Annotated in this window: 25 protein-coding genes; 18 read left to right on the top strand and 7 right to left on the bottom strand. The window is 59.6% G+C overall.

Annotation, left to right across the window (positions count from 1 at the left end):
• Window positions 1–81: 81 nt before the first annotated feature.
• Window positions 82–1,025 (top strand): IS630 family transposase gene (locus N2601_RS12700; protein ID WP_260303969.1). Its coding sequence is split into 2 segments (ribosomal slippage): window positions 82–418 and window positions 418–1,025, totalling 945 coding nucleotides; the frame shifts between segments, so codons are not numbered across the junction.
• A gap of 75 nt (window positions 1,026–1,100) precedes the next feature.
• Here N2601_RS12700 and N2601_RS12695 read toward each other — a convergent pair.
• Entirely contained in the window at window positions 1,101–1,529 is a 429-nt protein-coding gene (locus tag N2601_RS12695; RefSeq protein WP_260303118.1) for a type II toxin-antitoxin system death-on-curing family toxin, read from the bottom strand.
• On the bottom strand, window positions 1,526–1,705 hold the full coding sequence (locus tag N2601_RS12690; RefSeq protein WP_260303117.1) for a hypothetical protein: 180 nt from the start codon (window positions 1,703–1,705) through the stop codon (window positions 1,526–1,528). Before N2601_RS12690 ends, N2601_RS12695 begins: the two co-directional genes overlap by 4 nt.
• 82 nt (window positions 1,706–1,787) lie before the next feature.
• On the opposite strand from N2601_RS12690, the gene N2601_RS12685 reads away from it, so the two are divergent.
• On the top strand, window positions 1,788–2,165 hold the full coding sequence (locus N2601_RS12685; RefSeq protein WP_260303116.1) for a hypothetical protein: 378 nt from the start codon (window positions 1,788–1,790) through the stop codon (window positions 2,163–2,165).
• A gap of 96 nt (window positions 2,166–2,261) precedes the next feature.
• On the top strand, window positions 2,262–2,813 hold the full coding sequence (locus tag N2601_RS12680; RefSeq protein ID WP_260303115.1) for a hypothetical protein: 552 nt from the start codon (window positions 2,262–2,264) through the stop codon (window positions 2,811–2,813).
• Between the two features lie 796 nt (window positions 2,814–3,609).
• Here N2601_RS12680 and N2601_RS12675 read toward each other — a convergent pair.
• Window positions 3,610–5,409, bottom strand: a complete 1,800-nt coding sequence (locus N2601_RS12675; RefSeq protein WP_260303114.1) for a chloride channel protein — start codon at window positions 5,407–5,409, stop codon at window positions 3,610–3,612.
• A 139-nt stretch (window positions 5,410–5,548) separates the two neighbouring features.
• Between N2601_RS12675 and N2601_RS12670 the strand changes: the two genes are divergently transcribed.
• Window positions 5,549–5,965, top strand: a complete 417-nt coding sequence (locus N2601_RS12670; protein WP_445945008.1) for a MarR family winged helix-turn-helix transcriptional regulator — start codon at window positions 5,549–5,551, stop codon at window positions 5,963–5,965.
• Between the two features lie 41 nt (window positions 5,966–6,006).
• Here the strand turns inward: N2601_RS12670 and N2601_RS12665 are convergent, their stop codons facing one another.
• Both N2601_RS12665 and N2601_RS12660 read right to left on the bottom strand, forming a co-directional pair.
• Complete coding sequence (locus N2601_RS12665) at window positions 6,007–6,723, bottom strand: SDR family oxidoreductase (protein ID WP_104824167.1); 717 nt, start codon at window positions 6,721–6,723, stop codon at window positions 6,007–6,009.
• Window positions 6,724–6,763: 40 nt separating this feature from the next.
• Window positions 6,764–7,582, bottom strand: coding sequence for an SDR family NAD(P)-dependent oxidoreductase (locus N2601_RS12660; RefSeq protein WP_104825193.1), 819 nt, complete (start codon window positions 7,580–7,582; stop codon window positions 6,764–6,766).
• A gap of 101 nt (window positions 7,583–7,683) precedes the next feature.
• On the opposite strand from N2601_RS12660, the gene N2601_RS12655 reads away from it, so the two are divergent.
• Window positions 7,684–8,541 carry a helix-turn-helix transcriptional regulator gene (locus tag N2601_RS12655; RefSeq protein WP_104824166.1) on the top strand — a complete coding sequence of 286 codons (858 nt, stop codon included), beginning with the start codon at window positions 7,684–7,686 and terminating at the stop codon, window positions 8,539–8,541.
• A 27-nt stretch (window positions 8,542–8,568) separates the two neighbouring features.
• On the opposite strand, the gene N2601_RS12650 is transcribed toward N2601_RS12655, so the two are convergent.
• On the bottom strand, window positions 8,569–8,892 hold the full coding sequence (locus N2601_RS12650; RefSeq protein ID WP_104824165.1) for an ArsR/SmtB family transcription factor: 324 nt from the start codon (window positions 8,890–8,892) through the stop codon (window positions 8,569–8,571).
• 73 nt (window positions 8,893–8,965) lie between these two features.
• Here N2601_RS12650 and N2601_RS12645 point away from each other — a divergent pair, with 73 nt between their 5' ends.
• The 8 genes from N2601_RS12645 to N2601_RS12610 all read left to right on the top strand — a co-directional run bounded on the left by N2601_RS12645 (window position 8,966) and on the right by N2601_RS12610 (window position 18,216).
• The gene (locus N2601_RS12645) at window positions 8,966–9,448 is read left to right on the top strand and encodes an SRPBCC domain-containing protein (RefSeq protein ID WP_104824164.1); all 483 of its coding nucleotides are present in this window, start codon (window positions 8,966–8,968) and stop codon (window positions 9,446–9,448) included.
• Between the two features lie 455 nt (window positions 9,449–9,903).
• Complete coding sequence (gene mprF, locus N2601_RS12640) at window positions 9,904–12,513, top strand: bifunctional lysylphosphatidylglycerol flippase/synthetase MprF (RefSeq protein WP_104824163.1); 2,610 nt, start codon at window positions 9,904–9,906, stop codon at window positions 12,511–12,513.
• Window positions 12,510–13,907 (top strand): virulence factor, encoded by a 1,398-nt coding sequence (locus N2601_RS12635; RefSeq protein ID WP_104824162.1) that lies wholly within the window; start codon window positions 12,510–12,512, stop codon window positions 13,905–13,907. Before mprF ends, N2601_RS12635 begins: the two co-directional genes overlap by 4 nt.
• A gap of 222 nt (window positions 13,908–14,129) precedes the next feature.
• Window positions 14,130–14,807 (top strand): HAD-IA family hydrolase, encoded by a 678-nt coding sequence (locus N2601_RS12630; RefSeq protein WP_245463890.1) that lies wholly within the window; start codon window positions 14,130–14,132, stop codon window positions 14,805–14,807.
• Between the two features lie 105 nt (window positions 14,808–14,912).
• A complete protein-coding gene (locus N2601_RS12625) occupies window positions 14,913–15,500 on the top strand; it encodes a 5-formyltetrahydrofolate cyclo-ligase (RefSeq protein ID WP_104824161.1) in 588 nt (195 codons plus the stop codon).
• A 3-nt stretch (window positions 15,501–15,503) separates the two neighbouring features.
• On the top strand, window positions 15,504–16,328 hold the full coding sequence (locus N2601_RS12620; RefSeq protein ID WP_104824160.1) for a TIGR00282 family metallophosphoesterase: 825 nt from the start codon (window positions 15,504–15,506) through the stop codon (window positions 16,326–16,328).
• Between the two features lie 125 nt (window positions 16,329–16,453).
• The gene (locus N2601_RS12615; RefSeq protein ID WP_104824159.1) at window positions 16,454–17,296 is read left to right on the top strand and encodes an MBL fold metallo-hydrolase; all 843 of its coding nucleotides are present in this window, start codon (window positions 16,454–16,456) and stop codon (window positions 17,294–17,296) included.
• A gap of 173 nt (window positions 17,297–17,469) precedes the next feature.
• Window positions 17,470–18,216: a YebC/PmpR family DNA-binding transcriptional regulator gene (locus tag N2601_RS12610; RefSeq protein WP_104824158.1), complete on the top strand. Its 747-nt coding sequence runs from the start codon at window positions 17,470–17,472 to the stop codon at window positions 18,214–18,216.
• A 67-nt stretch (window positions 18,217–18,283) separates the two neighbouring features.
• Here N2601_RS12610 and N2601_RS12605 read toward each other — a convergent pair whose 3' ends face one another.
• Window positions 18,284–19,282 carry an LLM class flavin-dependent oxidoreductase gene (locus N2601_RS12605; RefSeq protein WP_104824157.1) on the bottom strand — a complete coding sequence of 333 codons (999 nt, stop codon included), beginning with the start codon at window positions 19,280–19,282 and terminating at the stop codon, window positions 18,284–18,286.
• Between the two features lie 194 nt (window positions 19,283–19,476).
• On the opposite strand from N2601_RS12605, the gene ruvC reads away from it, so the two are divergent.
• The 5 genes from ruvC (at window position 19,477) to N2601_RS12580 (ending at window position 23,299) form a co-directional block, all read left to right on the top strand.
• The gene (gene ruvC / locus N2601_RS12600; RefSeq protein ID WP_028754576.1) at window positions 19,477–19,989 is read left to right on the top strand and encodes a crossover junction endodeoxyribonuclease RuvC; all 513 of its coding nucleotides are present in this window, start codon (window positions 19,477–19,479) and stop codon (window positions 19,987–19,989) included.
• 77 nt (window positions 19,990–20,066) lie between these two features.
• Window positions 20,067–20,681, top strand: coding sequence for a Holliday junction branch migration protein RuvA (gene ruvA, locus N2601_RS12595; RefSeq protein WP_104824156.1), 615 nt, complete (start codon window positions 20,067–20,069; stop codon window positions 20,679–20,681).
• A 161-nt stretch (window positions 20,682–20,842) separates the two neighbouring features.
• Window positions 20,843–21,886, top strand: a complete 1,044-nt coding sequence (gene ruvB / locus N2601_RS12590) for a Holliday junction branch migration DNA helicase RuvB (protein ID WP_028754570.1) — start codon at window positions 20,843–20,845, stop codon at window positions 21,884–21,886.
• Window positions 21,883–22,785 (top strand): metallophosphoesterase, encoded by a 903-nt coding sequence (locus N2601_RS12585; protein WP_104824155.1) that lies wholly within the window; start codon window positions 21,883–21,885, stop codon window positions 22,783–22,785. Before ruvB ends, N2601_RS12585 begins: the two co-directional genes overlap by 4 nt.
• Before the next feature lie 4 nt (window positions 22,786–22,789).
• Entirely contained in the window at window positions 22,790–23,299 is a 510-nt protein-coding gene (locus tag N2601_RS12580) for an NUDIX hydrolase (protein ID WP_104824154.1), read from the top strand.
• Window positions 23,300–23,303: the final 4 nt, after the last annotated feature.

Here is a 23,303-nt window from a genome sequence, read left to right as displayed (position 1 = left end):
ATGTCCTGCGATTGATGAATCGATTGTGAGGTGACGGGGCCGGTCGAAGCTGATTCAACATCCACAGCGGAGAGGTGGATGATGGGACAGGCCCTGAGCGATGATCTCCGAATACGAGTTTTGAAAGCGTCTGCGTCGGGCATGTCGGCTCGGCAGGCTGCGGCTCGTTTCGGTGTTGGGATTTCGACAGCGATCCGCTGGATCGCAAGAGCGAAAGAGGGTGAGTTAACTGCTCGGCCACAGGGCTGGAGACGACCTTCGGCAGTGGATGCACACGAGGAATTCGTTGTCGCGTTGATCGACGAGCGTAGGGATGTGACGCTCGATGAGATGGTTGAGCGCTTGTCCTTCGAGCGGCAGGTGAAGATCAGCCGCAGCGCACTTGGCGCCTGGCTCCGAGGCCGTGGGTGGACCTTTAAAAAAAGACCGCACACGCACTGGAGCAGGACCGACCGGACGTCCTGAAGCGCCGGCGCGCCTGGTTCGATGGTCAATTGGACCTCGATCCGGAGAAACTGATCTTCATCGACGAAACCGGCCTCTCGACCAAGATGTCACGTCTGCGCGGACGTGCATTGCGAGGTGAGCGTTGCCGTGCCGGCGTGCCGCACGGCCATTGGAAAACAACGACTTTCACCGGTGCGTTGCGGCTCAGCGGAATGACCGCACCATTCGTCTACGATGGCGCGATGAACGGCAACGTCTTCCTTGCTTATGTCGAACAGGTGCTGGTGCCGACCCTGGAGATCGGCGACGTGGTCATTATGGATAACCTGCCTGCACACAAGATAGCCGGTGTCCGCGATGCCATCGAACGTGCCGGCGCCAAGCTCATGTTCCTTCCGCCCTATAGCCCGGACTTCAATCCAATCGAGAACGCATTCTCGAAGCTGAAAGCCATGTTGCGAGGCCGAGCCGAGCGAAAGATCGATGCTCTATGGGATGCGGTCGGGGCCTTGATGCCTCGCTTCACTGCGGCAGAATGCGCAAACTACTTTAAGGCCGCTGGATATGACCCAGATTGAACAGGATTTGCTCTAGCGAGACGCCAGATAGAGCCGTTGCGGGTGCGGGTTCTGGCGTTTGTGTTGAATATCTACTTACGATTTGGGAATTGAAACCATCCGAATCGTGATCATGTTGACCACATCGTCAAACGAGATTTTGTCTTCCATCAACTGTTCGACTGCCACTGCAACGTGCAGCTTAGCAGCTTCAACCTTATTCGGATCGCGATCATATTCGAGTGTATAGCCGTTCAATGCTAGGAAGTAGCGTGCCGCTGCCCAAGCTGTTCGCTTATTGCCTTGTTCGAACCCGTGGGCTTTCCCAATGCCATAGATCAGATGGGCGGCAAGCACCGCCAAATCCGTCTGTCCCTCATATGCAAATCTGTTTCGAGCGCGATCAATTCCGGCTTCTATCGCCCCCATATCGCGAGCAAGATGAGGTTCCCCGGTCTTTTCTACAGCACGCTTATTGAAATGAACGACATGTTCAGCCGTCACCCAAACGGGTTCATTGCTCACTTGGCAAGATGCTCCATGATGACAGCATCTTCTTCAAGCAGGTAATCCATGAACGCATCGGGATCGAGCGGGACAGGCTTAGCGTCAGCCGTGCGCTTGGTGTCAACAGTGGGCTTTGCGTCAGCCGTTGGCTTGGCAACGCTAACGTAGGCGATTGTCTCAACGACGTCGGTCACGAACTGCCCCGTTTTCGCATTTCTGCGCTTAACCACGTACTTTCCGCGTTTGCCGCGCTGAAGCCGCGTCTGAAGACCCAATTTGAATGTTTTCTTGCTCATGCCTGCAAATATAGCGACGGAATATCGGTTGTCAAAGAGTGACAATCCACCTCACAGAACACTATCCAATCGTCCAAAGCCCCTGTTTTCCGCGATTTTTTTCTTCCAAAAGCCTTCACTGATGCAACCGCCCCCTTGCGACAATGACACTTGCCGTTGCATGCTCATGCCCGGGCGCGAAGGGGCGCATCCGCATATTTTTGAGGGGCAACATGAAACTGAAATTTATTGGCGAGGCGCTACCGAGTTCGCGAAGTTGAAGGCAAAGCTTCCGGTCAAGTATGAGCCGCCTGTGATCCCGGTTCATGTCGGTGACGACGAAATGCTCGGCGATGCTTTCGTATTAGCCGCAGAATAAATTCAATCTTAACGCGCTATAATTTTCCATGCGCGTAACTACATGAATTGAACCTGCCCGCACGGTGCAGGCGGGTTTCTTTTAGAGGTAATATTCATGGTTTTTCACACGTTTACTATGACGATCGAGCCTGACACGTATGTTGGAAGCTATCTTCGTTCTGCTCCCTATAAAGAAGGCGCAAAGATCGCTGTTTTTCTCCCCAACAGTGCAGGAGTGAAAGATAAGAGCAAAGATGCTGAATCTAAAACAGCAGAAACCTTCGCTCGCGAAGCACTCGTGCGAGCGGTAGGTCCACATTTTTCGAGACGCATGCCGATTATCGAGCTTCGAACCCCACCTTACAATATCGAGACCGAACTATATTCCGGCTACGCGACATCGCCTCAGCAAGCCTTTGTTGAGGTGATCGATCTTGCTGACCATAACCTTGGCTCTATCAAAATCAACAGCGTCATCGTGTGGCACAAAATCCACAAGGATGAAGCCGAAGGATTCGGTCCCGTTCTGCGAATGCGGGTAGAGGCATCTGAGGGCGACAAAACACGCGTCCTTAACCTTCTCAATGACGAAACCGACGATGAGGGTCAAAACGAAATTATGCGAGATGGTCTGGCACTCGCCGCCGTCATCACTGATCTGTTTTGACGGTCTCGCCGATCCTGCTTCACTATAAATGAGCGATCACTAGTGGACAGGCTCGATATGAAAGTCATCAGTATATGGCAGCCCTTCGCCTCAAGAGAGGCGAAGGGCTGTAAAGTTTGCGAAACACGCGAATATCCGCCACCGCGAATGGTAATCGGACAGACTTTAGGTATTGCCCCGACCAAGAATATCATCCTGGAGCAGCAAGCCCATGTATGCCCCAACCGCGAACTGGCGTGACCGTCATCATGTTCCACGCCAATGAGGTGGGCGCGAAAGGTGCTTTCAATGCTGCTGAAGTGCTGAAGAAGCAGGGCAACGTCTGACGAATGCAGTCCGCAACTCCAAACTTGCTCGTAAGCCTTTTTCCATGGCGACCACGGGAGGGCGTCGCACCAGCAGAGAACTTTCTAACGGAAGAACACTTCTGCCGCCCTCTGTGAACAGGCATCTTAAATCGAGTAGAAATTTTGACACCGGATGTTACACTGCTCGTCAATTAACCGGAGCTGCAAGCGGAGAAAGATCAGAGATCAGCGTCTCAAGTGAGCTTGTTTTGAATTCATTTTCTGGCGTGAAAACAAAGAGTTGAATCCCTGGGGCCATACTCGATCCAAAGGGAGCTGTCCCTGACCAGGCTCGTGGGCCTGGACACACGGCGCCCACCTACGTTTGTAGGCGCCCAGGATCGTAAACATCCATCGGTCGTCGTGGATCGCTCTTCCTTTCCTGATTTTGCAAAGAAAGGCAGCGTTGCGGGATTCTTATTGTCTCGCTGACGCCGTTCCTCCTCCTCTTAACGTTTCGCGCCGAGATAGGCGCCGCGCTCGAATTCCGAGCGGTTGGCTGCGCTGCGCAGGCGCAACAGGTCCTTGCGGGCGATGAGACCGACAAGGACACCGGTCCGTTCGTCGACAACGGGAACACGGCCGGTATCGGCATGGATCATGATATCGGCGACGCGGCCAACCGTGTCTTCAGGATGTGCGACCGGAATGGACGTATCAGAGATCAAATCATAGAGCGTCTGACCGGCGAGATCGGGCTCATTCTGCCATCGTAGCGCATCCGCGCGCGAGATCATGCCGACCAAGCGGCCATCGGCCTGGACAACGGGATAGAAGCGATGGGCATCCGGCTGTTCGGTCAATTGCGCCAATGCCTCTGCGACCGGCATGGTGGCGGGAAGCGTATTCACCTTCGCAATCATGATGTCGGCAGCGCGGGTCAATTCGAACGGATCGATGCCATATTCGCGGGTGATGTGCTGGCCGCGGCGCGCGATCTTTTCCGTCAGGATCGACCGCTTCAACAGCAACACGGTGACCGCATAAGCGGCGACGGTGGCGGCAAGCAGCGGCACGAGCGCATGCATGTCGCCGGTCAATTCAATGGCGAAGAAGGTGCCGGTCAGCGGCGCGCGCATCGTGCCGCCCATCATCGCGGCCATGCCGAGCAGCGCCCAAAAGCCGGGATCTCCGGGCAGAACGAGGCCGACAAGCCAACCGAGCGTGCCGCCGAGGATGAGCAGCGGCGCAAGCACGCCGCCCGACGTTCCCGATGACAATGCTACCAGCCAGATGCCAGCCTTGACCAAGAGAATGGCGACCACCGCAACTGCGACGACGTGGTCGTTCAGCAGATCGGAGATGATATCATAGCCGACGCCGAGCGCGCGCGGCTCGATCAGTCCGCCGAGGCCGACAACGAGGCCGCCGAGAGCGGGCCACCACATCCAGTGAATGGGGAGTTTCTCGAAGGCGTCTTCGATGCGGTAGAGCAGCGTCGTCAAGAGGCCGGATTGCAGGCCGGACACGATGCCGAGGCCGGCGGCCAGCAGGATGCTCCACCAGTTGAGCGCCATGTCGAAATGGGCCGGGAAAAGCGGGCCGCTGCCGATCAGCAGGGGCCGCCAGGTGATGGAGACGCAGGATGCGATCACGACCGGAATGAAGCTGCGCGGCTTCCATTCGAACAGCAGCAATTCGACGGCGAGCATGACGGCGGCGATGGGCGAGCCGAAGATCGCGGTCATGCCGGCGGCGGCACCTGCGACCAGCAGCGTCTTGCGCTCGGCGGCGCTCAGATGAAAGAACTGTGCGAACAGCGACCCGATGGCGCCGCCGGTCATGATGATCGGCCCTTCAGCGCCGAACGGGCCGCCCGTGCCGATCGAGATGGCGGAAGAGAGCGGCTTCAGGACCGCCACTTTCGGCGACATTCGGCTGCCGCCGATCAAGATCGCCTCGATTGCCTCCGGAATGCCGTGGCCGCGGATCTTTTCCGAACCGTAGCGTGCCATGAGGCCGATGACGAGGCCGCCGATGATGGGCGCGGCCACCATCCAGGGGGAGCGCGCGACGGTGCCCAGCGACAGCGGTTCGACGCTGATCTTGAACAGCCAGACCGCGTTGGTGACGAGCGCAATGAGGTTGATCAGCGCCCAGGCCGACAGGGCGCCGCCCGTGCCCACGACCAACGCCATGGCCGCAAGCACTAGTACGCGCTTGTCCGTTGTAAAATCCCCATTGTCTTTCCGCGAAGCGCCACCCGAGAAATCATGGGCGGGCCGATGATGTACGTTGATATCCTGCATGGAAGGCTTTCTGTGCTAAAGCGCGGCGGCAAACTAGCCGAAACTGCAATGGCAATTATATCGTAATGCGATATAAATCAACGGCTGAAAACAGAATGTATTTGTGAGGAAGATGGGATTGGCGCGGGAATTGGATGAGATGCTATCGCAGGCGGACTACGAGGCTCTGGCGACACTGCGCTACACGCTGCGGAAATTCATGGATTTCAGCACCTCCGCAGCCCATCAGGAGGGACTGCCGCCGCAGCAGCATCAGGCGCTGCTGGCGATCAAGGGCAATCCACAGAGCGAGACGATGACCATCGGCATGTTGGCGGAACGCCTGCTGATCGCGCCGCATACGGCGACTGAATTGGTCGGCCGGCTGATCGATGCCGGCTATGTCACCCGCCATCCCGATCCGGCTGACAAACGCCGGCAAACGCTGCAGCTGACGGAAAAATCGGAAGAGATACTGCGCCGGCTGACGGCCATTCACCTCAGGGAGATCCGGGACATGGCGCCGGAACTCATCGACATCCTGACGCATCTGCAGGCGGATGTCGGCGGCAAATGAAGCGCCATTGCCGACGATGACCGGCAATGGCGCGTTGCCGGTTATTGGCCGAGCCGGATGCCACCGTCGCAGATCAACGTGTGGCCGCTAACGAAGCCGTTGCCGATCAGGAAGGCGATGGCTTCGGCGATCTCTTGCGGCCGGCCGACGCGTCCGACCGGCGTGCGTGCGGCGAAGCTTGTAAAGGCCGGCGCCTTCTGTTCCTCGCCGAGGAAATCCCACCAGGGCGTGTCGACGACGCCGGGCGAGATGCAGTTCACCCGGATTGGCTTCAGCTCGACGGCAAGAACTGGCGCAAGGGCAGCGATGGCGGCGTTGACGGCTGCAAGCCCTGCTGTTCCCGGCAAGGCTGCCTGTGCCGAGACAGCGGAGACGAAGGTGATGCTGCCTTCTTTCGAGAGATAGGGAAGACAAGCCTGGGCGCAGGCAAAATGTGCCATCGTCTTCTGGTCGAAACCCTTCTTGAGATCGGCAAGGTCGACGGTTGCGAAGGGGCCACCGCCATTGCCGCCGCCGAGTGCCAGGACGAGATGATCCAAAGGCCCGATCGTCTGGAAAATCTTGGCAAGACCGGTGAGGTCGGCGGCGTCCATGGCGATCGTAGCGACATCGCCACCGAGGCTTTGTGCCGCCGCCCGGAGCTTTGTCTCATCGCGACCGGTGATCGTCACCCGATATTCTTTTTCGAGAAGATGGGCGGCGGTCGCAAGGCCAATACCGGACGAGCCGCCAATGATGACGGTGTGTTGGGACGACATGGTTGTCTCCTTGTTGGATGGCGAAGATGGAGAGGTCTGTTCAGGCGAGACCTGTGAGCTCGTCGCTGAGACTGCGCAGCCGCTTGCGCGCGGCTGCGTCATAGGCCTGGGCATTGGCGCGGGATGGGTACTGCCCGTCGTAATAGAGGCCAGAGCGTCCTTCGAGGTCGGCGCCCGCAACCAGATTAAGAATGGCGTCGGCGCCCTGATCGACTGTGCTCATGGGTGACACGCCGGCCTGGCGCACCATGGTGGTGTCCATGTAGGTTGCGGGGTGCAGGCAATTGACGATGACACCACAGCCCGCCAATTCCTTGGCGAGATCGAACGTGAACATGATCTGCGCCAGCTTGCTCTGGCAATAGGCGCGCACGCCGCTATAGCCGTGCGTCAGCATGACATCGGAGAAGTCGATCGGCTGTTGACCAACCGAGGAAACATTGACGATGCGGGCGAGGCTGCTCGCCTTCAACAGCGGCAGCAGGCAGCGTGTCAGCAGGAAGCCGGCAAGATAGTTCACCGCAAAGCGCAGTTCGTGCCCGTCGCGGCTGACCTGACGTCCCGCATCGCCGCCGCCGGTGCCGATGCCGGCATTGTTGACCAGAATGTTGAGGCGCTCATGATCGCGCTTGATAGCGTCGGCCAGGGCACGGACCTCATCCAGCGATGAAAGATCGGCGGGATAAAAGGTGGCTTTTCCGCCCGCGCCGCGAATGCTGGAAAGCAGGCTTGCAGCGCGTGCCTTGTCGCGCCCATGCAACAGCACCATGGCGCCGGACGCAGCGAGCCTTTCGGCAACCCGGCGGCCAACGCCATCGGTCGAGCCGGTGATGAGGATCGTCTTGTCGCTCATGTCCATCGCAATCACCTCTATTTTGTACATGCGGTGATATTTGGCAGTTTGCGAAAGCGACAAACAGTTCCGGTTTTATCCTAGTATTCATCCTGCTATGATGAGCGATGACCATCAATCAAAACCAAACTATTCTGGACGCCAGGCGCCGCGAGTTCGGTGCTTTCCTGCGCTCCCGCCGCGAGAAGCTGACGCCGGCAAGCGTCGGTCTGCCGGATGGATTTCGCCGGCGGACGCCGGGGTTGCGGCGCGAAGAGGTAGCGCTGCTCGCCGGAGTCGGGGCCACCTGGTACACCTGGCTGGAGCAGGGGCGGGATGTGCGTGCCTCGGCGGAAGTGCTGTCGGCGCTTGCCGATGCGTTGCGGCTCGATCCGGCGGAACGACGGCATCTCTTCACCTTGAGCGATCGGCCATCAACAGAAGTTCCCTCGCGTGGTCCGGAAGAGGTGCCTGAATCGCTGCGACGGATGCTCGCGAGCCTCACTGGGCAACCCGCCTATGTCCTCGGCCGGCGCTGGGATGTGCTTGCCTGGAACCCGGCGGCGGTGGCTCTTTTCGGCGATTACGGCTTGTTGCAGGGCGACGCGCGCAATAGCGTCCATCGGGTGTTCACCGATCCCGCGCATCGTGTGCTATTGGTCGATTGGGAGATCGTAGCGGCAAATTCGCTCGCCATGTTCCGTGCTGATAGCGCCCGCTACGCCGGCGATCCCGATTTCGAACGGCTGATCGCCACGTTGACGCAGACAAGCCCGGAATTTCGCGCCTGGTGGCCGAGACAGGAAGTGCTGCGGCCGCTCGCAGGCTGCAAGCGATTGCGCCATCCCCAAGGTGGGCTGATGACGTTCGAATATACCGCGCTTGCCGTCATCGACCGGCCGGATATGAAGCTCGTTGTCTATACGCCCCTGGAGGAGGACGGGACCGGCGGGAAACTGAAAACACTCCTGGGCGCGAAAACCTGATTGCGGTTCATACGACCGCATAGGGCCTCAGCCCTCCAGATCGCTTTTTAGCCGGTCAAGGATCGACAAGGCGTGGCCGGCATAGGCGCTGATCCAACGGTCGTGAATCTGCTTGATCGGCAGGCTGTTGAGATGGTTCCAGCGCTCCCGGCCTTCCTTCTTGGCGATCACTAGATCGGCCTCCTCCAGCACCTTCAGATGCTGCATCACCGTGCAACGGTCCATATCCGCAAAGGTCTCGCAGAGCATGCCGGTCGTCCTCGGGGCTTCCTTGAGCAAGTCGAGGATTTCGCGTCGGCGACGGTGCGCCAGGGCTTTGAAAATGAGGTCGCTATCCGATTCGCTTGACATGTTATGTTTTTATAACATAAAATCCCTGATCGCAATGGAAAAGCAACCACACTCGGAAAGCGGAGGAGAAGTCATGACCTTGAATGTTCGTATTTCGGGACGCATCGGCCGCAAAGTGGATGAGGTCTTCGATGCCGTCGTCAATCCGAAGAAGCTCTCGAGCTATTTCACCACCGTCGGCGGTGCCAGCGCGCCGCTCGTGGCGGGGACGACCGTGATCTGGTGGAAGAACGCGCCGGTCGAGGTCAACGAGGTGGAAACTGACCGGCGTATCGTCTTTCATTGGGATGGTGGTACCGGCGAAGACGGCGCGCGCTACAGGACAAAAGTGGAGATGACGTTCGAACCGCTCGACGACGGCGGCACCTTGGTAACGATCGAGGAATCCGGCTGGCGTGAGGACGCAGCCGGCCGACGCGGCACCTATCTGAACTGCGAGGGCTGGACGCAGATGCTCTGCTGCATGAAGGCCTTCGTCGAATACGGCATCAATCTGCGCGAGGGTTTCTTCCTGAGTGAAATGCACGGCGAGCCGGCGGAAGCGCCGGATCGGTAAAGTGGCGGCAGCGCTCATGCGCTGCAATCGGACATTCTTCTCGGCGGCGCGTGCCGCCCAGAAGCAGCGCTGACCTGACGCCAGGTACGACGGTTGTCGCGTCGACCTGCTGATCACCATTTTTCTGGCAACCAAATTGGCGGATGTCGCCAAAAGGTGTGACCTGGCCAGAATTTCCTGATAAAGGGCTGCGTTGATCGCAGGCCACACAGTTCACTTTTCTGTGTGGAAAAGCTCAAAATCCGGGTGAATGACAAATTCCTTTAAATAATAACAGATTCATTGCTGGCGGAACGGGTCCTGCGCCAAAATTGCCCAAATTCAGAATGATGGGAGCGCTCGAGAAAAAGAGCCCGTCGAAAGAAGTGCTGGCGGTAACACACACAGACGCAGATTGCCGTTACTGCATATCCGAGCAAACGGGACCGGCGAAAGCCATTTCAAACAGGTAGAGCATGTCGACCCCAATCGATCTGGAAAAAGCCGATGAGGACCTAGAGACGCGCGGCGGCATAAGTGGGTTCTTGAACCGCAATCGCACGCTGATTGTCGCTATCCTTACCGTCGCCGTCTTCGGTATCGCTGCCTATGCGATCTTCGATCTGACGAACGAGGTGCGCTATGACGATGTCGTGCACGCGCTGGCGACGACGAAAGTCTCGTCCATCGTGCTTGCCCTGTTCTTCACGGGTCTCAGTTTCTTTTCGCTGATCTTTTATGATCAGAACGCGCTGGAATATATCGGCAAGCGGCTGCCGTTCCCGCATGTGGCGCTGACCTCCTTCAGCGCCTATGCCGTCGGCAATACCGCCGGCTTCGGCGCGCTCAGTGCCGGCGCCATCCGCTATCGCGCCTATACCCGGCTCGGCCTGTCCCCGGACGATATTACCCGCGTTATCGCCTTTGTGACGCTGGCCTTCGGCCTTGGCCTTGCCGCCGTCGGCGCCATCGCGCTGCTGATCATCGCCGACGAGATCGGCCCGCTGATCAATGTCGACGGCCTTTGGCTGCGCTTGATTGCCGGCGCCATCATCGCTGCGCTTGCCTTCGTTATCATCGTCGGCCGCAATGGCCGAGAGGTGCGGATCGGGCCGATCGCCATTCGCCTGCCGGATTCGCTGACCTGGTCGCGGCAATTCCTGGTGACCGCGGTCGACATCGCCGCTTCCGCCTCCGTACTCTATGTCTTGCTCCCGGATTCGGCCATCGGCTGGCCGGGCTTCTTTGCCATCTACGCCATCGCCGTCGGCCTCGGTGTGCTGAGCCACGTTCCGGCCGGCTTCGGCGTTTTCGAGACGATCATCATCGCCTGGCTCGGCAGCTCCGTGAACGCCGACGCCGTTCTCGGCTCGCTGGTTCTCTACCGCGTCATCTACAACGTGATCCCGCTGGCGATCGCGATCCTTGCGGTCTCGGCGGCGGAACTGCGACGTTTCGTGGACCACCCGGCCGCCTCGAGCATGAGGCGTATCGGCGGCCGGCTGATGCCGCAGTTGCTGTCGACCTTCGCGCTTCTGCTGGGCATGATGCTGGTATTTTCGAGCGTGACGCCGACGCCGGACAGGAACCTGGAATTTCTTTCCAGTTTTCTGCCGCTGTCACTTGTCGAAAGCGCGCATTTTATCTCCAGCCTTCTCGGTTTGGCGATGATCGTTGCCGCCCGCGGCCTCGGCCAACGTCTCGATGGTGCCTGGTGGGTTTCGATCATCTCGGCGGTTTTTGCGCTGTTGTTCTCGCTGCTGAAGGCCATCGCAGTGGTCGAGGCTGCGCTGCTCGCCTTCCTCGTTTTCGGCCTCGTCGTCAGCCGCCGATTGTTCACGCGTCCGGCTTCGCTGCTCAATCAAGCCCTGACCGGGGGATGGCTGACGGCAATCGCGGTGATCTGCATCGGCGCCGTCGTCATCCTGTTTTTCGTCTATCGCGACGTCGAATATAGCAACCAACTCTGGTGGCAGTTCGAATTCACCGAAGAAGCGCCGCGCGGACTTCGTGCAGTGCTCGGCATCTCCATCGTCTCGTCGGCGATCGCGATCTTCAGCCTGCTGCGCCCGGCGACCGCGCGCCTGGAGCCGGTTTCCGACCATGCCGTCGAACGGGCCGTTGAAATCGTTCGCAAGCAAGGCATTGCCGACGCCAATCTCGTGCGCATGGGCGACAAAAGCATCATGTTCTCCGAAAAGGGCGATGCCTTCATCATGTATGGCAAGCAGGGCCGTTCCTGGATCGCCCTGTTCGATCCGATCGGGCCGCGGCACGCCCTTCCCGAGCTGGTCTGGCGCTTCGTCGAAACCGCCCGTTCGGCCGGCTGCCGTTCGGTCTTCTATCAGATATCGCCGATGCTTTTGTCCTATTGCGCCGATGCGGGTTTACGTGCTTTCAAGCTCGGCGAACTGGCGGTGGTCAACCTTTCCAATTTCGAGCTGAAGGGCGGCAAATGGGCCAATCTTCGCCAGACGGCGAGCCGCGCTGTGCGGGACGGACTAGAATTTGCCGTTATCGAGCCGCAGCATGTGCCTGATGTCATCGATCAGCTTGCCGAGGTTTCGGAAACATGGCTCGCCGATCACAACGCCAAGGAAAAGGGTTTTTCGCTCGGCGCTTTCGATCCCGACTACGTGGTGTCGCAGCCGGTTGGCGTGTTGAAAAAGGATGGTAAGATCGTTGCTTTCGCTAACATCCTGATGACGGAGACCAAGGAGGAGGGGTCCGTCGATCTGATGCGCTTTTCACCCGATGCGCCGAAGGGATCGATGGATTTTCTGTTCGTGCAGATCCTCGAGTATCTGAAGCAGCAGGGCTTCCAGCGCTTCAACCTTGGCATGGCGCCGCTATCAGGCATGTCGAGACGGGAATCGGCACCGGTTTGGGACAGGGTCGGCGGAACCGTCTTCGAACACGGCGAGCGCTACTATAATTTCAAAGGGCTTCGTGCCTTCAAATCCAAATTTCATCCCGAATGGCAGCCTCGTTACTTGGCCGTTTCGGGAGGTGTCAGTCCAATGATCGCGTTGATGGATGCCACATTCCTCATCGGGGGCGGACTTAAGGGGGTCGTGAGGAAATGATCTTGAAATACGCAATGTCATTGGCTTTCGCATTCATGTTGACAACGGGCCTACTGGCATCAGGCGCGGCGAGAGCGGACGAGGACGATACCAAATACGATCTCGGCATGATCTCTCCGCCACACATCATGCGTCCGCAGGGTAAGGTGACGAGCGAGGTCGTGCTGATCTCCGACGCTGCCGGCTGGGGCGACAAGGAAAAGGGCGTCGCCGAAAAGCTCGTTGCCAACGGCACTCTGGTCATCGGTATCGATTACCCGTCCTTCCTGGCATCGCTCAATAAGTATGACGTCAATCAGAATGACGGCTGCATCTACATGGTCTCCGATCTGGAGTCGCTGAGCCAGCAGGTGCAGCGCTCTTTTGCCGACAGCACCTATCAATTGCCGGTCATCGCCGGTGTCGGCGCCGGCGGCGCTATGGCGCTGACTATCGCCGCGCAGACTCCGGACGCCACCGTTGCCGGCACGCTCGCCGTCAATCCGACCTTCGGCATCGCGCTGAAGCAGGAGCTTTGCACGCCGGCCGAAAAGAAGACCGATGGCGACATGGTGTCCTTCGGCCTGCAAGATGGCGCGCTGCCGAACCCGATCCTTGCGACCTTCACCTCGAACGCGCCCAAGGATGGACGCGAACACGTCGAGGAGATCCAGAAAGAACATCCTGATGTTCAGGTCACCGATTCCGACGAGGATGACACCTATGCGGCGCTGAGCGCCGGGCTGGTGGATCTGATGAAGACGATCGACAGCGAAAAGTCGCCGCTCGGTCTTCCGGTCGATGTCATGAACACCAAGCCGACGGAAGACACGCTGGCGATCGTCTATTCCGGCGACGGCGGCTGGCGAGATATCGACAAGGAAGTTGGCAGCTATCTGCAGGACCAGGGCATCCCGGTCGTCGGTGTCGATTCGCTGCATTACTTCTGGTCGGAGCGCGATCCACAGCAGACCGCCGACGATCTCGCCCGCATGATCCAGTACTATACCAAGCGCTTCAAGGTGAAGCATGTGGTGTTGATCGGCTATTCCTTCGGCGCCGACGTGCTGCCGGCGAGCTATAACCGGCTGAAGCAGCCGGACAAGGACAGAATCGTGCAGATGTCGCTGCTGTCGCTGTCGCGCAAGGTCGACTATGTGATCTCGGTCATGGGTTGGCTTGGCGCCGAAAGCGAAGGCAAGGGCGGCGATCCCCTCAGCGACCTGAAGTCGATCAATCCGAAGACGGTTCAATGCATCTACGGCAAGGATGACGACGAGGATGTCGCCTGTCCATCGCTGAAGGGCACGGGCGCCGAAGTCATCGCCATGGAGGGTGGCCATCATTTCGACGATGACTACGAGGCGCTGGCCAATCATATCATAGACGGCCTGAAGAGCCGGCTTGGCGAGTAATGTACCGATATGCGCGGCGGCCCGATCGTCGCGCATATCCGGCAATTGAGCTTCATGCCACGCGGAGCTCAGCGAGCGGAGCTTTTACCCGCCTGCCGCCCAGCATTCATTTGCTTCTAGCCGCCGCTATCGCTAGTCGGAGGAAGGACTACGCGAGTCAGACATGGCTTGCACCGACCGATCCCGCCAAAATGATCCCGCCAAACCGAAAGGGACTAAATCTTGTCCGCCGCATCGTCTCTCGCCTTCGATAAAAGCTATTCCGGATTCCTGTTCGATATGGACGGCACGATCATCAACTCGATCGCTGCCGCCGAGCGTGTCTGGGGCGATTGGGCGCGCAGCAAGGGGCTGGATGTCGCGGCATTCATGCCGACTATGCACGGTTCGCGCGGCGTCGATACGATCGGCCGCTTGAACCTGCCGGGTGTCGATCCGGTTGCGGAATCGCTGCTGATCATGGAAGCGGAAATCGCCGATGTCGAGGGCGTGGTGCCGCTCCCCGGCGCCATCGAATTCCTGGCCTCGCTGCCGCCGGAGCGCTGGGCGATCGTCACCTCCTCGCCGCATCGGCTGGCCCAGGCGCGCCTTGCCGCCGCGGGCATTCCGGTCCCACGCTTCATCGTCACCGCCGAAGACGTCAAGATCGGCAAACCCGATCCGCAATGCTACATCCTCGGCGCCGAGCGTCTCGGTCTGCGGACGTCCGATTGTCTGGTCTTCGAAGACGTGATGGCCGGCATCAAGGCCGGCGAAACCGCGGGCGCCGACGTCATGGTGATTACGGCGACGCATTCCCATCCGGTCAACACCAATCATTCGACGCTGCTGAACTACGAGAATGTTCGCGCGCATATCGATGATGATGGTCGGATTTCGGTGATGCGCAGGGACGGTTGACGTCCACCCGACCAGCATGCAATCACGGCATGTCGCTTTCACGCATTGCAATGGGCCGCCGGCTCATTATGTTTTGGTGATATTGTCGAACTCCGCGAAAGCCTGATGAACCCCAAAGAGCTGAAAACCCTATATCGCAACGAGCGCCTGGCAGCGCGTGACGCCATTCCCCCAGACGAGCGGATCGAGAAAGGGTTGGCGATGCTTGCGCATGCCGGCAATGCGATCGAGCTTCAGCCTGGTGAGATCGTGTCCGGCTTCCTGCCGATCCGGTCCGAAGTGGACATACGGCCGCTGATGGCGCGGCTGCGTGAGCGGGGTGCGCGGCTTTGCGTGCCGGTCATTCTCGATAAACGCACCATCGTCTTTCGCGAACTCGTTCCCGGCGCAGAGCTGGTTTCCAGTGGTTTCGGCACGGCGGGGCCCGGACCAGAGGCTCCAGTGTTGGACCCGCATATCATGCTGGTGCCGCTTTCGGCTTTCGACAGCACTGGCCATCGTATTGGCTACGGCGCCGGCTACTATGATCGCGCCATTGATCATCTGCAGCAAAAAGGGCTGAATCCGCGGCTGATCGGCATTGCATTTGATTGCCAAGAAGTGCCATCAGTACCGGCTGAGCCGCATGATGTCCGTCTTGACGCGATTTTGACCGAGAGCGGCCTCAATTTCGTTTCCGTAGAGATTGGATAGGAAATGCGGCTGCTATTTTTAGGTGACATGGTCGGCAAGACCGGACGGGTTGCGGTATGGGATCGCCTGCCGGGCCTCATTTCCGATCTGAAGCTCGACTTCGTCATCGTCAACGGCGAGAACGCCGCCGGCGGCTTCGGCATCACCGAGGACATCTTTCTGGAAACGATCAATGCCGGCGCCGATGTGGTGACGACGGGTAATCACGTCTGGGATCAGAAGGAAGCGGTGGTGTTCTGCGGGCGCCACGACCAGTTCCTGCGCCCCGCCAATTATCCGGCCGGCACGCCCGGTCGCGGCTCCAGTATCTATTATGCCCGCAACGGCGCCCGGGTGCTCGTCGCCAACATCATGGGCCGTGTCTTCATGCATCCGGAGCTGGACGATCCTTTCAAGGCGGCGGAAGCGATCCTCGATGCCTGCCCGCTGAAAGAGCAGGCAGACGCCATCGTGTTCGATTTCCATGCGGAAGCGACAAGCGAAAAACAATGTTTCGGCCATTTCGTGGATGGTCGCGCCAGCTTTGTTGTCGGCACGCATACGCATGTGCCGACCGCGGACGCGCAGATCCTGAACGGCGGCACCGCCTACATGTCGGATGCCGGCATGTGCGGCGACTATGACTCGTCGCTCGGCATGGAGAAGGAAGAGCCGCTCAACCGCTTCATTTCGAAGATGCCGAAGGGCCGTTTCGAGGCGGCTTCCGGGCCGGCCACCATCTGCGGCGTCGGCGTCGAGATATCGGATGCGACGGGGCTTGCCGAAAAGATCGCGCCGCTCAGGATCGGGCCGCGTCTGGCCGAAACCATTCCGGAATTCTGGCGTTAGCTATTGTCCTGCCGTTGATCACGCGGCAGCGATGACGCGATTGTGAGCAATCTGATCGGATTGCGGCTGGACGCACCTCAGCTCATACCGCATCCTTCGCGGCTCTGTGGAGCTGAAGGGATGGCATGATGCTGCGATTTCCCGTCTTCGCTGTGATCTTCCTGCTGGCCGTGGCTGGTTGGAGTGCCGCAGGCGCCCAGCAGAGACCGTCCCGCCCACATGTCAGCCAATGTCAGGCGATCGCGCAGTCGCTGCCGAAAGCGACATTCGCCAGCTTTTCCGGTTCAGCCCCGCTTCCGGCCAACGATCCCGTCGGCGGCGATGTAAAAATCACCTTCCTCGGTCATGCCACCCTCTTCATAGAGACACCCGGCGGTGTGTCGATCGCGACCGATTTCAGCGGCGCCTTTGTCCCGCCTTATACGCCGACCGTCGTGACGATGAACAAGGCGCATCCAAGCCATTACACGCTGACCCCGGATCCGGCGATCAAATATGTGCTGCACGGCTGGAGCGATACGCCCGGCGAGCCGGCGAAGATCAATCTGACTGTCGGCGATACGCTGATCCGCAACGTGGTGACCGATATTCGTGGATGGTCGGGAGGTGTCGAGGCGAACGGCAATTCGATCTTCATCTTCGAAGTGGCCGGGCTCTGCATCGGCCATCTTGGGCACCTGCATTTCGAGCTCAACGACAAGCAATATGCCGAAATCGGCCGGCTCGATGTCGTCATGGTGCCGGTCGATGGCGGCCTTACCATGGGCGCGGACAGCATGAGCCGGGTGGTGAAACGGCTGCGTTCGTCGCTCATTCTGCCAATGCACCGCTGGGGGCCGCCGATACAGCAATTCCTGGCGATGTTCGGCCCGGATTTCGACATCGCCTATGCGCCCACCGCAAGCACCACCGTTTCGCTGAAAACCCTGCCGCGCAAGCCGCTGATTTACGTGCTGAGGGGGCTTTGAGCCGATCAGCACGATGCCCGGGCGGCCCTCTCCCTCCGCCCGGGCACACCTTCGAAGGATATCGCTACCGGGCGCCCTGTCGTGGGCGTCCTTGCGGGCTTTTTGCTTGAATGAAAGCCACTTCGCTCTTATAAGGCGGCCCATTCCCAACAAAAGACGTGAACAGGGGTGCCATGGCTGGCCATTCACAGTTTAAAAACATCATGCATCGCAAGGGCCGTCAGGACTCGGTGCGTTCGAAAATGTTCTCGAAGCTGGCACGTGAAATCACTGTTGCCGCCAAGTCGGGTCTGCCTGATCCGAGCATGAACGCAAGTTTGCGCCTGGCGATCCAGAACGCCAAGGCGCAGTCGATGCCCAAGGACAATATCGATCGCGCCATCAAGAAAGCCTCCGGCGCAGATACCGAGAATTACGATGCGGTCCGCTATGAGGGCTACGGCCCCGGCGGCACGGCGATCATCGTCGAGGCTCTGACCGACAATCGCAACCGCACCGCGTCGAACGTCCGCTCGATCTTCACGAAGGCCGGCGGCGCGCTTGGTGAAACCGGCTCGGTCTCCTTCTCCTTCGACCATGTCGGTGAAATCACCTACAAGCCCGAGGTCGGTGATGCGGATAAGGTGATGGAAGCCGCGATCGAAGCCGGCGCCGACGATGTCGAGAGCGATGAGGAAGGCCACACCATCATCTGCGGTTTCGAAGCGATGAACGAGGTTGCCAAGGCACTCGAAGCAACGCTCGGCGAAGCCGAAACCGTCAAGGCGATCTGGCGTGCCCAGAACAATGTGCCGGTCGACGAAGAAAAGGCGCAGTCGCTGATGAAGCTAATCGACAGCCTGGAAGACGACGACGACGTGCAGAACGTCTATTCGAACTTCGAAGTCTCCGAAGAGATTCTGGCCAAGCTCTCGGCCTGATTTTTTCCTCTAAAAATAAGCCCCAGTCTCCCAGGTTTTGCCAAGGGAGACTGGGGCTTTTCTATTATTAGGCAGCCTTCTTGAATGACGGCAATTGCGCGAATAGCTCCACCGATCTCAGCCGCGCCTCGATGTCGTGGATCGGCATCGAAATGATCACTTCGTCCGCTTCCGTATCCTTGATGAACTGCGAAAGCTTGGCCTCCGCAGTCGCGGGTGAGCCGACAATGGCGTAACGCAGGGTGTGTTCGACATTCAGTTTTTCCATAGGCGTCCAGAAATCGTCCATGTCCCTGCGGGGGCGAGGGAAGGGGCCGCGGACATTGCGGCGCAGGTTGACGAATTGCTGCTGTGCCGAGGTGAAGTGATAATCCGCCTCTTCGTCGGTCTCCGCGGCCGAGCCCATGACGCCGACCATGACATAGGGTTTGTCGAGTGTTGCCGACGGCGTGAAGCGGTCGCGATAGATGGCGACGGCATCGAGCAAAGCTTCCGGCGCAAAATGCGAGGCGAAAGCATAGGGCAGGCCGAGCATGGCGGCGAGATGGGCGCTGTAGAGGCTCGATCCGAGCAGCCAGATCGGCACTTTGGCGCCGTTGCCGGGTACGGCAAGGATCGATTGGTTCTCGTCGGCCGGGCTGAACAGATGCTGCAGCTCGACAATATCATTGGGGAAGCTCTGGGCGCCGGCATCGAGGTTGCGACGCAGGGCCTGCGCCGTGCGCATATCCGTGCCCGGCGCACGACCGAGACCGAGATCGACGCGGCCGGGAAACAGGGCTTCGAGCGTGCCGAATTGCTCCGCTATCACCAGCGGCGAATGGTTCGGCAGCATGACGCCGCCCGAGCCGATGCGGATGCGCGAAGTGGCTGCTCCGACATGGCCGATAACAACCGCGGTCGCGGCGCTGGCGACGCCTGGCATGCCATGATGCTCCGCCAGCCAGAACCTGGTGTAGCCAAGCGCTTCCGCCTTCTGCGCCATGCGCTTCGAGCCTTCGAAGGATTGGCTGACTGTGCTGCCCTCGGCAACGGGCGAAAGATCGAGGATGGAAAAGGGGACCATGGCAAGAGACCTGCGTGGTGAAAGGGGAGGAGCAATTGTCTCCATGTAGGAGCGCCGACACTCCATTCCAAACCCTGCCCGGCAATTTCGTCACCCTAATTTCAAAGCTGCAGAAAGAGGCTGGGTTTGGGAGTTTGTTTTTGTTTTGTTCACATTTTGCTGGCACATCTGCAGCTCCAAAGATAGGTTGACGCATGCAGAATACGATTCGAATCATCGGCATCGATCCCGGCCTGCGCCGCACCGGCTGGGGCATTATCGACACATTGGGCAATTCCCTGCGTTTCGTGGCCTCGGGGACGGTGACGTCGGACGGCGAGATGGATCTCGCGTCGCGCCTCTGCCAGCTTCACGATGGGCTTGCCGATATCGTCCACAGCTACAAGCCGGATGAAGCCGCTGTCGAACAGACCTTCGTCAATAAGGATGCGGTGGCGACGCTGAAGCTCGGCCAGGCGCGCGGTATCGCCATGCTCGTGCCGGCGCGCGCCGGGCTGCAGGTTGCCGAATATGCGCCGAATGCCGTCAAGAAGGCAGTGATCGGTGTGGGTCATGGCGAGAAGCAGCAGATCCACATGATGCTGAAGATCCTGATGCCGAAGGTGGAGTTCAAAGGCAACGACGCCGCCGATGCACTCGCCATCGCCATCTGCCATGCCCATAATCGCGGCGCCAGCCGGATGCGCCAGGCGGCGCTGGCGGGGTAGTTTGTTTTCGTTATCGCTCTTACTTTCCTTCACTTGACCTTATCTCTCCCGAAACCCATCCCTGACGGACATCATTCATGATCGGCAAGTTGAAAGGCACAATCGAAGAGATCGGCGAGGACTATGCGCTCGTGGATGTGCACGGCGTCTGCTACGTCGCCTATTGTTCGGCGCGTACGCTGTCGAAACTCGGCTCGGTCGGCGAAGCCTGTGTTCTCTTCATCGAGACATATGTCCGCGAGGACCAGATCCGTCTTTTCGGGTTCACGACGGTGCTTGAACGGGAGTGGTTCAATCTTCTGCAGACGGTGCAGGGTATCGGCGCGAAGGTGGCGCTGGCACTGTTGTCGACGCTGACGCCGTCGGAGCTCGCCAATGCGATCGCGCTGCAGGACCGCGGCGCCGTATCCCGGGCGCCGGGTGTCGGGCCGAAAGTGGCGATGCGCATCGTCACCGAGCTGAAGAACAAGGCGCCGGCGTTTGCGGGCGAGGCGATCAATATCGGCCTAAAGCAGGAATTGGGCGATGGCGTCGCTTCCGCCCCGGTCGCGGATGCCGTTTCTGCGCTCACCAATCTCGGCTATTCCCGCGACCAGGCCGCAAATGCGGTTGCGGCTGCGATGAAATCGGCGGGTGAGGAAGCAGACAGCGCCAAGCTGATCCGGCTGGGCTTGAAGGAGCTCGCACGGTGATCCTTTGCACCTTTTTCTATTCCTTACTATTGTCTCAAGGTAAGGAGATCGACTCATGGCGCTCCTCCACGAAATGGTGATCTAAGGGAGGGAGCCATGGTGACCGCCATGGTCTTCAGCATCGAAGCCGCAAAACGCATACCGGGAATGGAACGTCTGACATGAGCGAAGCCGCACGCTTGATATCGCCGGAAAAGCGGGGCGAAGACCTGGATGTGACGCTTAGGCCGCAGTCGCTGGACGAGTTCACCGGCCAGGCGGAGGCTCGCGCCAATCTCAAGGTGTTCATCGAGGCCGCGAAAGGACGCGGCGAGGCGCTGGACCATGTGCTGTTCGTCGGCCCCCCGGGTCTCGGCAAGACGACGCTGGCGCAGATCATGGCGAAGGAACTCGGCGTCAATTTCCGCTCGACGTCCGGCCCTGTCATCGCCAAGGCCGGCGATCTTGCCGCGCTTCTGACCAATCTCGAAGAGCGGGACGTGCTCTTCATCGACGAAATCCATCGCCTCAATCCGGCCGTCGAAGAAATTCTCTATCCGGCCATGGAGGATTTTCAGCTTGACCTGATTATCGGCGAAGGCCCGGCCGCGCGTTCGGTGAAGATCGATCTCGCAAAGTTCACGCTGGTCGCCGCCACCACGCGTCTCGGCCTGCTGACGACGCCGCTGCGTGACCGTTTCGGCATTCCTGTTCGCCTAAGCTTCTATACGGTCGAGGAACTGGAGCTGATCGTCCGCCGAGGAGCGCGGCTGATGGGGCTCGGGATAACCGAAGAGGGCGCGCGCGAGATTGCCAGGCGCGCCCGCGGCACGCCACGCATCGCCGGCCGCCTGCTGCGCAGGGTGCGTGATTTCGCCGAAGTGGCAAAGGCGGAGGCGGTAACCCGCGAGATCGCCGATGAGGCATTGACGCGGCTGCTGGTCGACAATGTCGGTTTCGATCAGCTCGACAAGCGCTATCTCAACATGATCGCCGTCAATTTCGGCGGCGGCCCGGTCGGCATCGAAACCATCGCCGCGGGCCTCTCCGAACCGCGCGACGCGATCGAGGATATCATCGAGCCCTATATGATCCAGCAGGGTTTCATTCAGCGCACGCCGCGAGGCCGCGTGCTGACGGCGATCGCCTGGAGGCATCTCGGGATGCAGCCGCCAAAGGACCTGGAGGCAGCACAGTTCAGGCTGTTCCAGGAGGAAGGCGAGTGATCGGCCGTCGCGGTTTCCTGAAGCTCTTCGGCAGCAGTATCGTCGGATTGATGGCGCTCGGTGGCTATGCCTTTGGATACGAGCCCGTCTTGCGCCTCAACGTGGCCCGCTACCAGTTGACGCCGCCTGGTTGGACGCCGGGGCTGAAACTGAGGGTCGTGGCACTGGCCGATTTTCATGCGTGCAGACCGTGGATGACGGCCGATCGCATCGCCTCCATTTGCACCCGTGCCAACGATCTCGGTGGCGATATCATCGTTCTGCTCGGCGATTACACGTCGGGGACGGATTTCGTAACTGGACGCGTCGATCATCGGGTGTGGGCGGCGGAGCTCGCGGCCCTGAAGGCGCCGCTCGGCGTTCACGCGATCGTCGGCAATCATGATTGGTGGCACGATGCGGCGGCGCAGAAGCGCGGCTCAGGCCCGACCTTCAGTCATAAGGCATTGGCGGATGTCGGAATTCCGGTCTATTCCAATCGTTCGGCTCGTCTCGAAAAGGATGGACACGGCTTTTGGCTGGCAGGCGTCGAGGATCAGCTTGCTTTGCGCCGGAGCGTCCGCTGGAAGCGCCAGTTCACGACGGGACTCGATGATCTCGACGGCACGCTGGCGCAGGTGAATGACTCGGCGCCGGTTATCCTGCTCGCCCATGAGCCCGATATCTTTCCGACCGTGCCGTCGCGCGTGTCGCTGACCTTGTCCGGTCATACGCATGGCGGGCAGGTCAGGGTTTTCGGCTGGTCGCCCTATCTGCCGTCGCGCTATGGCGACCGGTATGTCTATGGCCATATTGTCGAAGAGGATCGGCATATCATCGTCTCCGGCGGCCTGGGCTGTTCGGTGGCGCCGGTTCGCGTCGGCGTCCCGCCGGAAATCGTTGTGATCGATCTGGGATAGGGCGATGTCGAAACGCAGGGTCATCAGGGTGAACGCCGGTTATGCGCGATACCAGATGCGCGTAGCGGGCCTTGGTTTTCGCGAGGGGCATGTGCTCGTCCACCGCGCTGTGCATGAGCCGTTCTGGACCTTTCCGGGCGGCCGGGCGGAAATCGGCGAGACGTCGCAGGAGACGTTGCGGCGAGAGATGATCGAAGAGCTGGGCGTCGACGTTGTGGTTGGCCGGCTGCTTTGGATGGTGGAGAACTTCTTTCACTACGAGCGCCGTGATTGGCATGAGCTGGGACTCTACTATGTGATGGATATCCCCCGGGGTTTCCCGTTTCGGCCCGAGGAAATCGTTCATCGCATCCAAGACGGCGACAATCATCTCGAATTCAAATGGGTGCCGGCCACGCGCGAGGCGCTGGTTGCACTCGATATTCCGCCCTATTTCATTGCCGACGAAATCGAAAGCCTGCCGATAACCGCGCGCCATCTGGTTTGGCGGGACGGCGATCTCGACAAAGCGTAGAGGA

The organism is Rhizobium sp. CB3060, from assembly GCF_025200735.1.
GTDB lineage: Bacteria > Pseudomonadota > Alphaproteobacteria > Rhizobiales > Rhizobiaceae > Rhizobium.
The sequence above is the reverse complement of the archived record's forward strand: the minus strand, read 5'-3'. Positions and strand labels throughout refer to the sequence as shown.

Excerpts from the sequence above, each read along its gene's own strand:
- mprF (WP_104824163.1), top strand. The coding sequence starts at position 9,904 with ATGTCGACCCCAATCGATCTGGAAAAAGCCGATGAGGACCTAGAGACG.
- N2601_RS12645 (WP_104824164.1), top strand. The coding sequence starts at position 8,966 with ATGACCTTGAATGTTCGTATTTCGGGACGCATCGGCCGCAAAGTGGAT.
- N2601_RS12620 (WP_104824160.1), top strand. The coding sequence starts at position 15,504 with ATGCGGCTGCTATTTTTAGGTGACATGGTCGGCAAGACCGGACGGGTT.
- N2601_RS12655 (WP_104824166.1), top strand. The coding sequence starts at position 7,684 with ATGACCATCAATCAAAACCAAACTATTCTGGACGCCAGGCGCCGCGAG.
- N2601_RS12605 (WP_104824157.1), bottom strand. The coding sequence starts at position 19,282 with ATGGTCCCCTTTTCCATCCTCGATCTTTCGCCCGTTGCCGAGGGCAGC.
- N2601_RS12615 (WP_104824159.1), top strand. The coding sequence starts at position 16,454 with ATGATGCTGCGATTTCCCGTCTTCGCTGTGATCTTCCTGCTGGCCGTG.
- N2601_RS12625 (WP_104824161.1), top strand. The coding sequence starts at position 14,913 with ATGAACCCCAAAGAGCTGAAAACCCTATATCGCAACGAGCGCCTGGCA.
- N2601_RS12650 (WP_104824165.1), bottom strand. The coding sequence starts at position 8,892 with ATGTCAAGCGAATCGGATAGCGACCTCATTTTCAAAGCCCTGGCGCAC.
- ruvA (WP_104824156.1), top strand. The coding sequence starts at position 20,067 with ATGATCGGCAAGTTGAAAGGCACAATCGAAGAGATCGGCGAGGACTAT.
- N2601_RS12660 (WP_104825193.1), bottom strand. The coding sequence starts at position 7,582 with ATGGACATGAGCGACAAGACGATCCTCATCACCGGCTCGACCGATGGC.
- N2601_RS12670 (WP_445945008.1), top strand. The coding sequence starts at position 5,549 with ATGCTATCGCAGGCGGACTACGAGGCTCTGGCGACACTGCGCTACACG.
- N2601_RS12610 (WP_104824158.1), top strand. The coding sequence starts at position 17,470 with ATGGCTGGCCATTCACAGTTTAAAAACATCATGCATCGCAAGGGCCGT.
- N2601_RS12635 (WP_104824162.1), top strand. The coding sequence starts at position 12,510 with ATGATCTTGAAATACGCAATGTCATTGGCTTTCGCATTCATGTTGACA.
- N2601_RS12665 (WP_104824167.1), bottom strand. The coding sequence starts at position 6,723 with ATGTCGTCCCAACACACCGTCATCATTGGCGGCTCGTCCGGTATTGGC.
- N2601_RS12580 (WP_104824154.1), top strand. The coding sequence starts at position 22,790 with ATGTCGAAACGCAGGGTCATCAGGGTGAACGCCGGTTATGCGCGATAC.
- ruvB (WP_028754570.1), top strand. The coding sequence starts at position 20,843 with ATGAGCGAAGCCGCACGCTTGATATCGCCGGAAAAGCGGGGCGAAGAC.
- N2601_RS12675 (WP_260303114.1), bottom strand. The coding sequence starts at position 5,409 with ATGCAGGATATCAACGTACATCATCGGCCCGCCCATGATTTCTCGGGT.
- N2601_RS12680 (WP_260303115.1), top strand. The coding sequence starts at position 2,262 with ATGGTTTTTCACACGTTTACTATGACGATCGAGCCTGACACGTATGTT.
- ruvC (WP_028754576.1), top strand. The coding sequence starts at position 19,477 with ATGCAGAATACGATTCGAATCATCGGCATCGATCCCGGCCTGCGCCGC.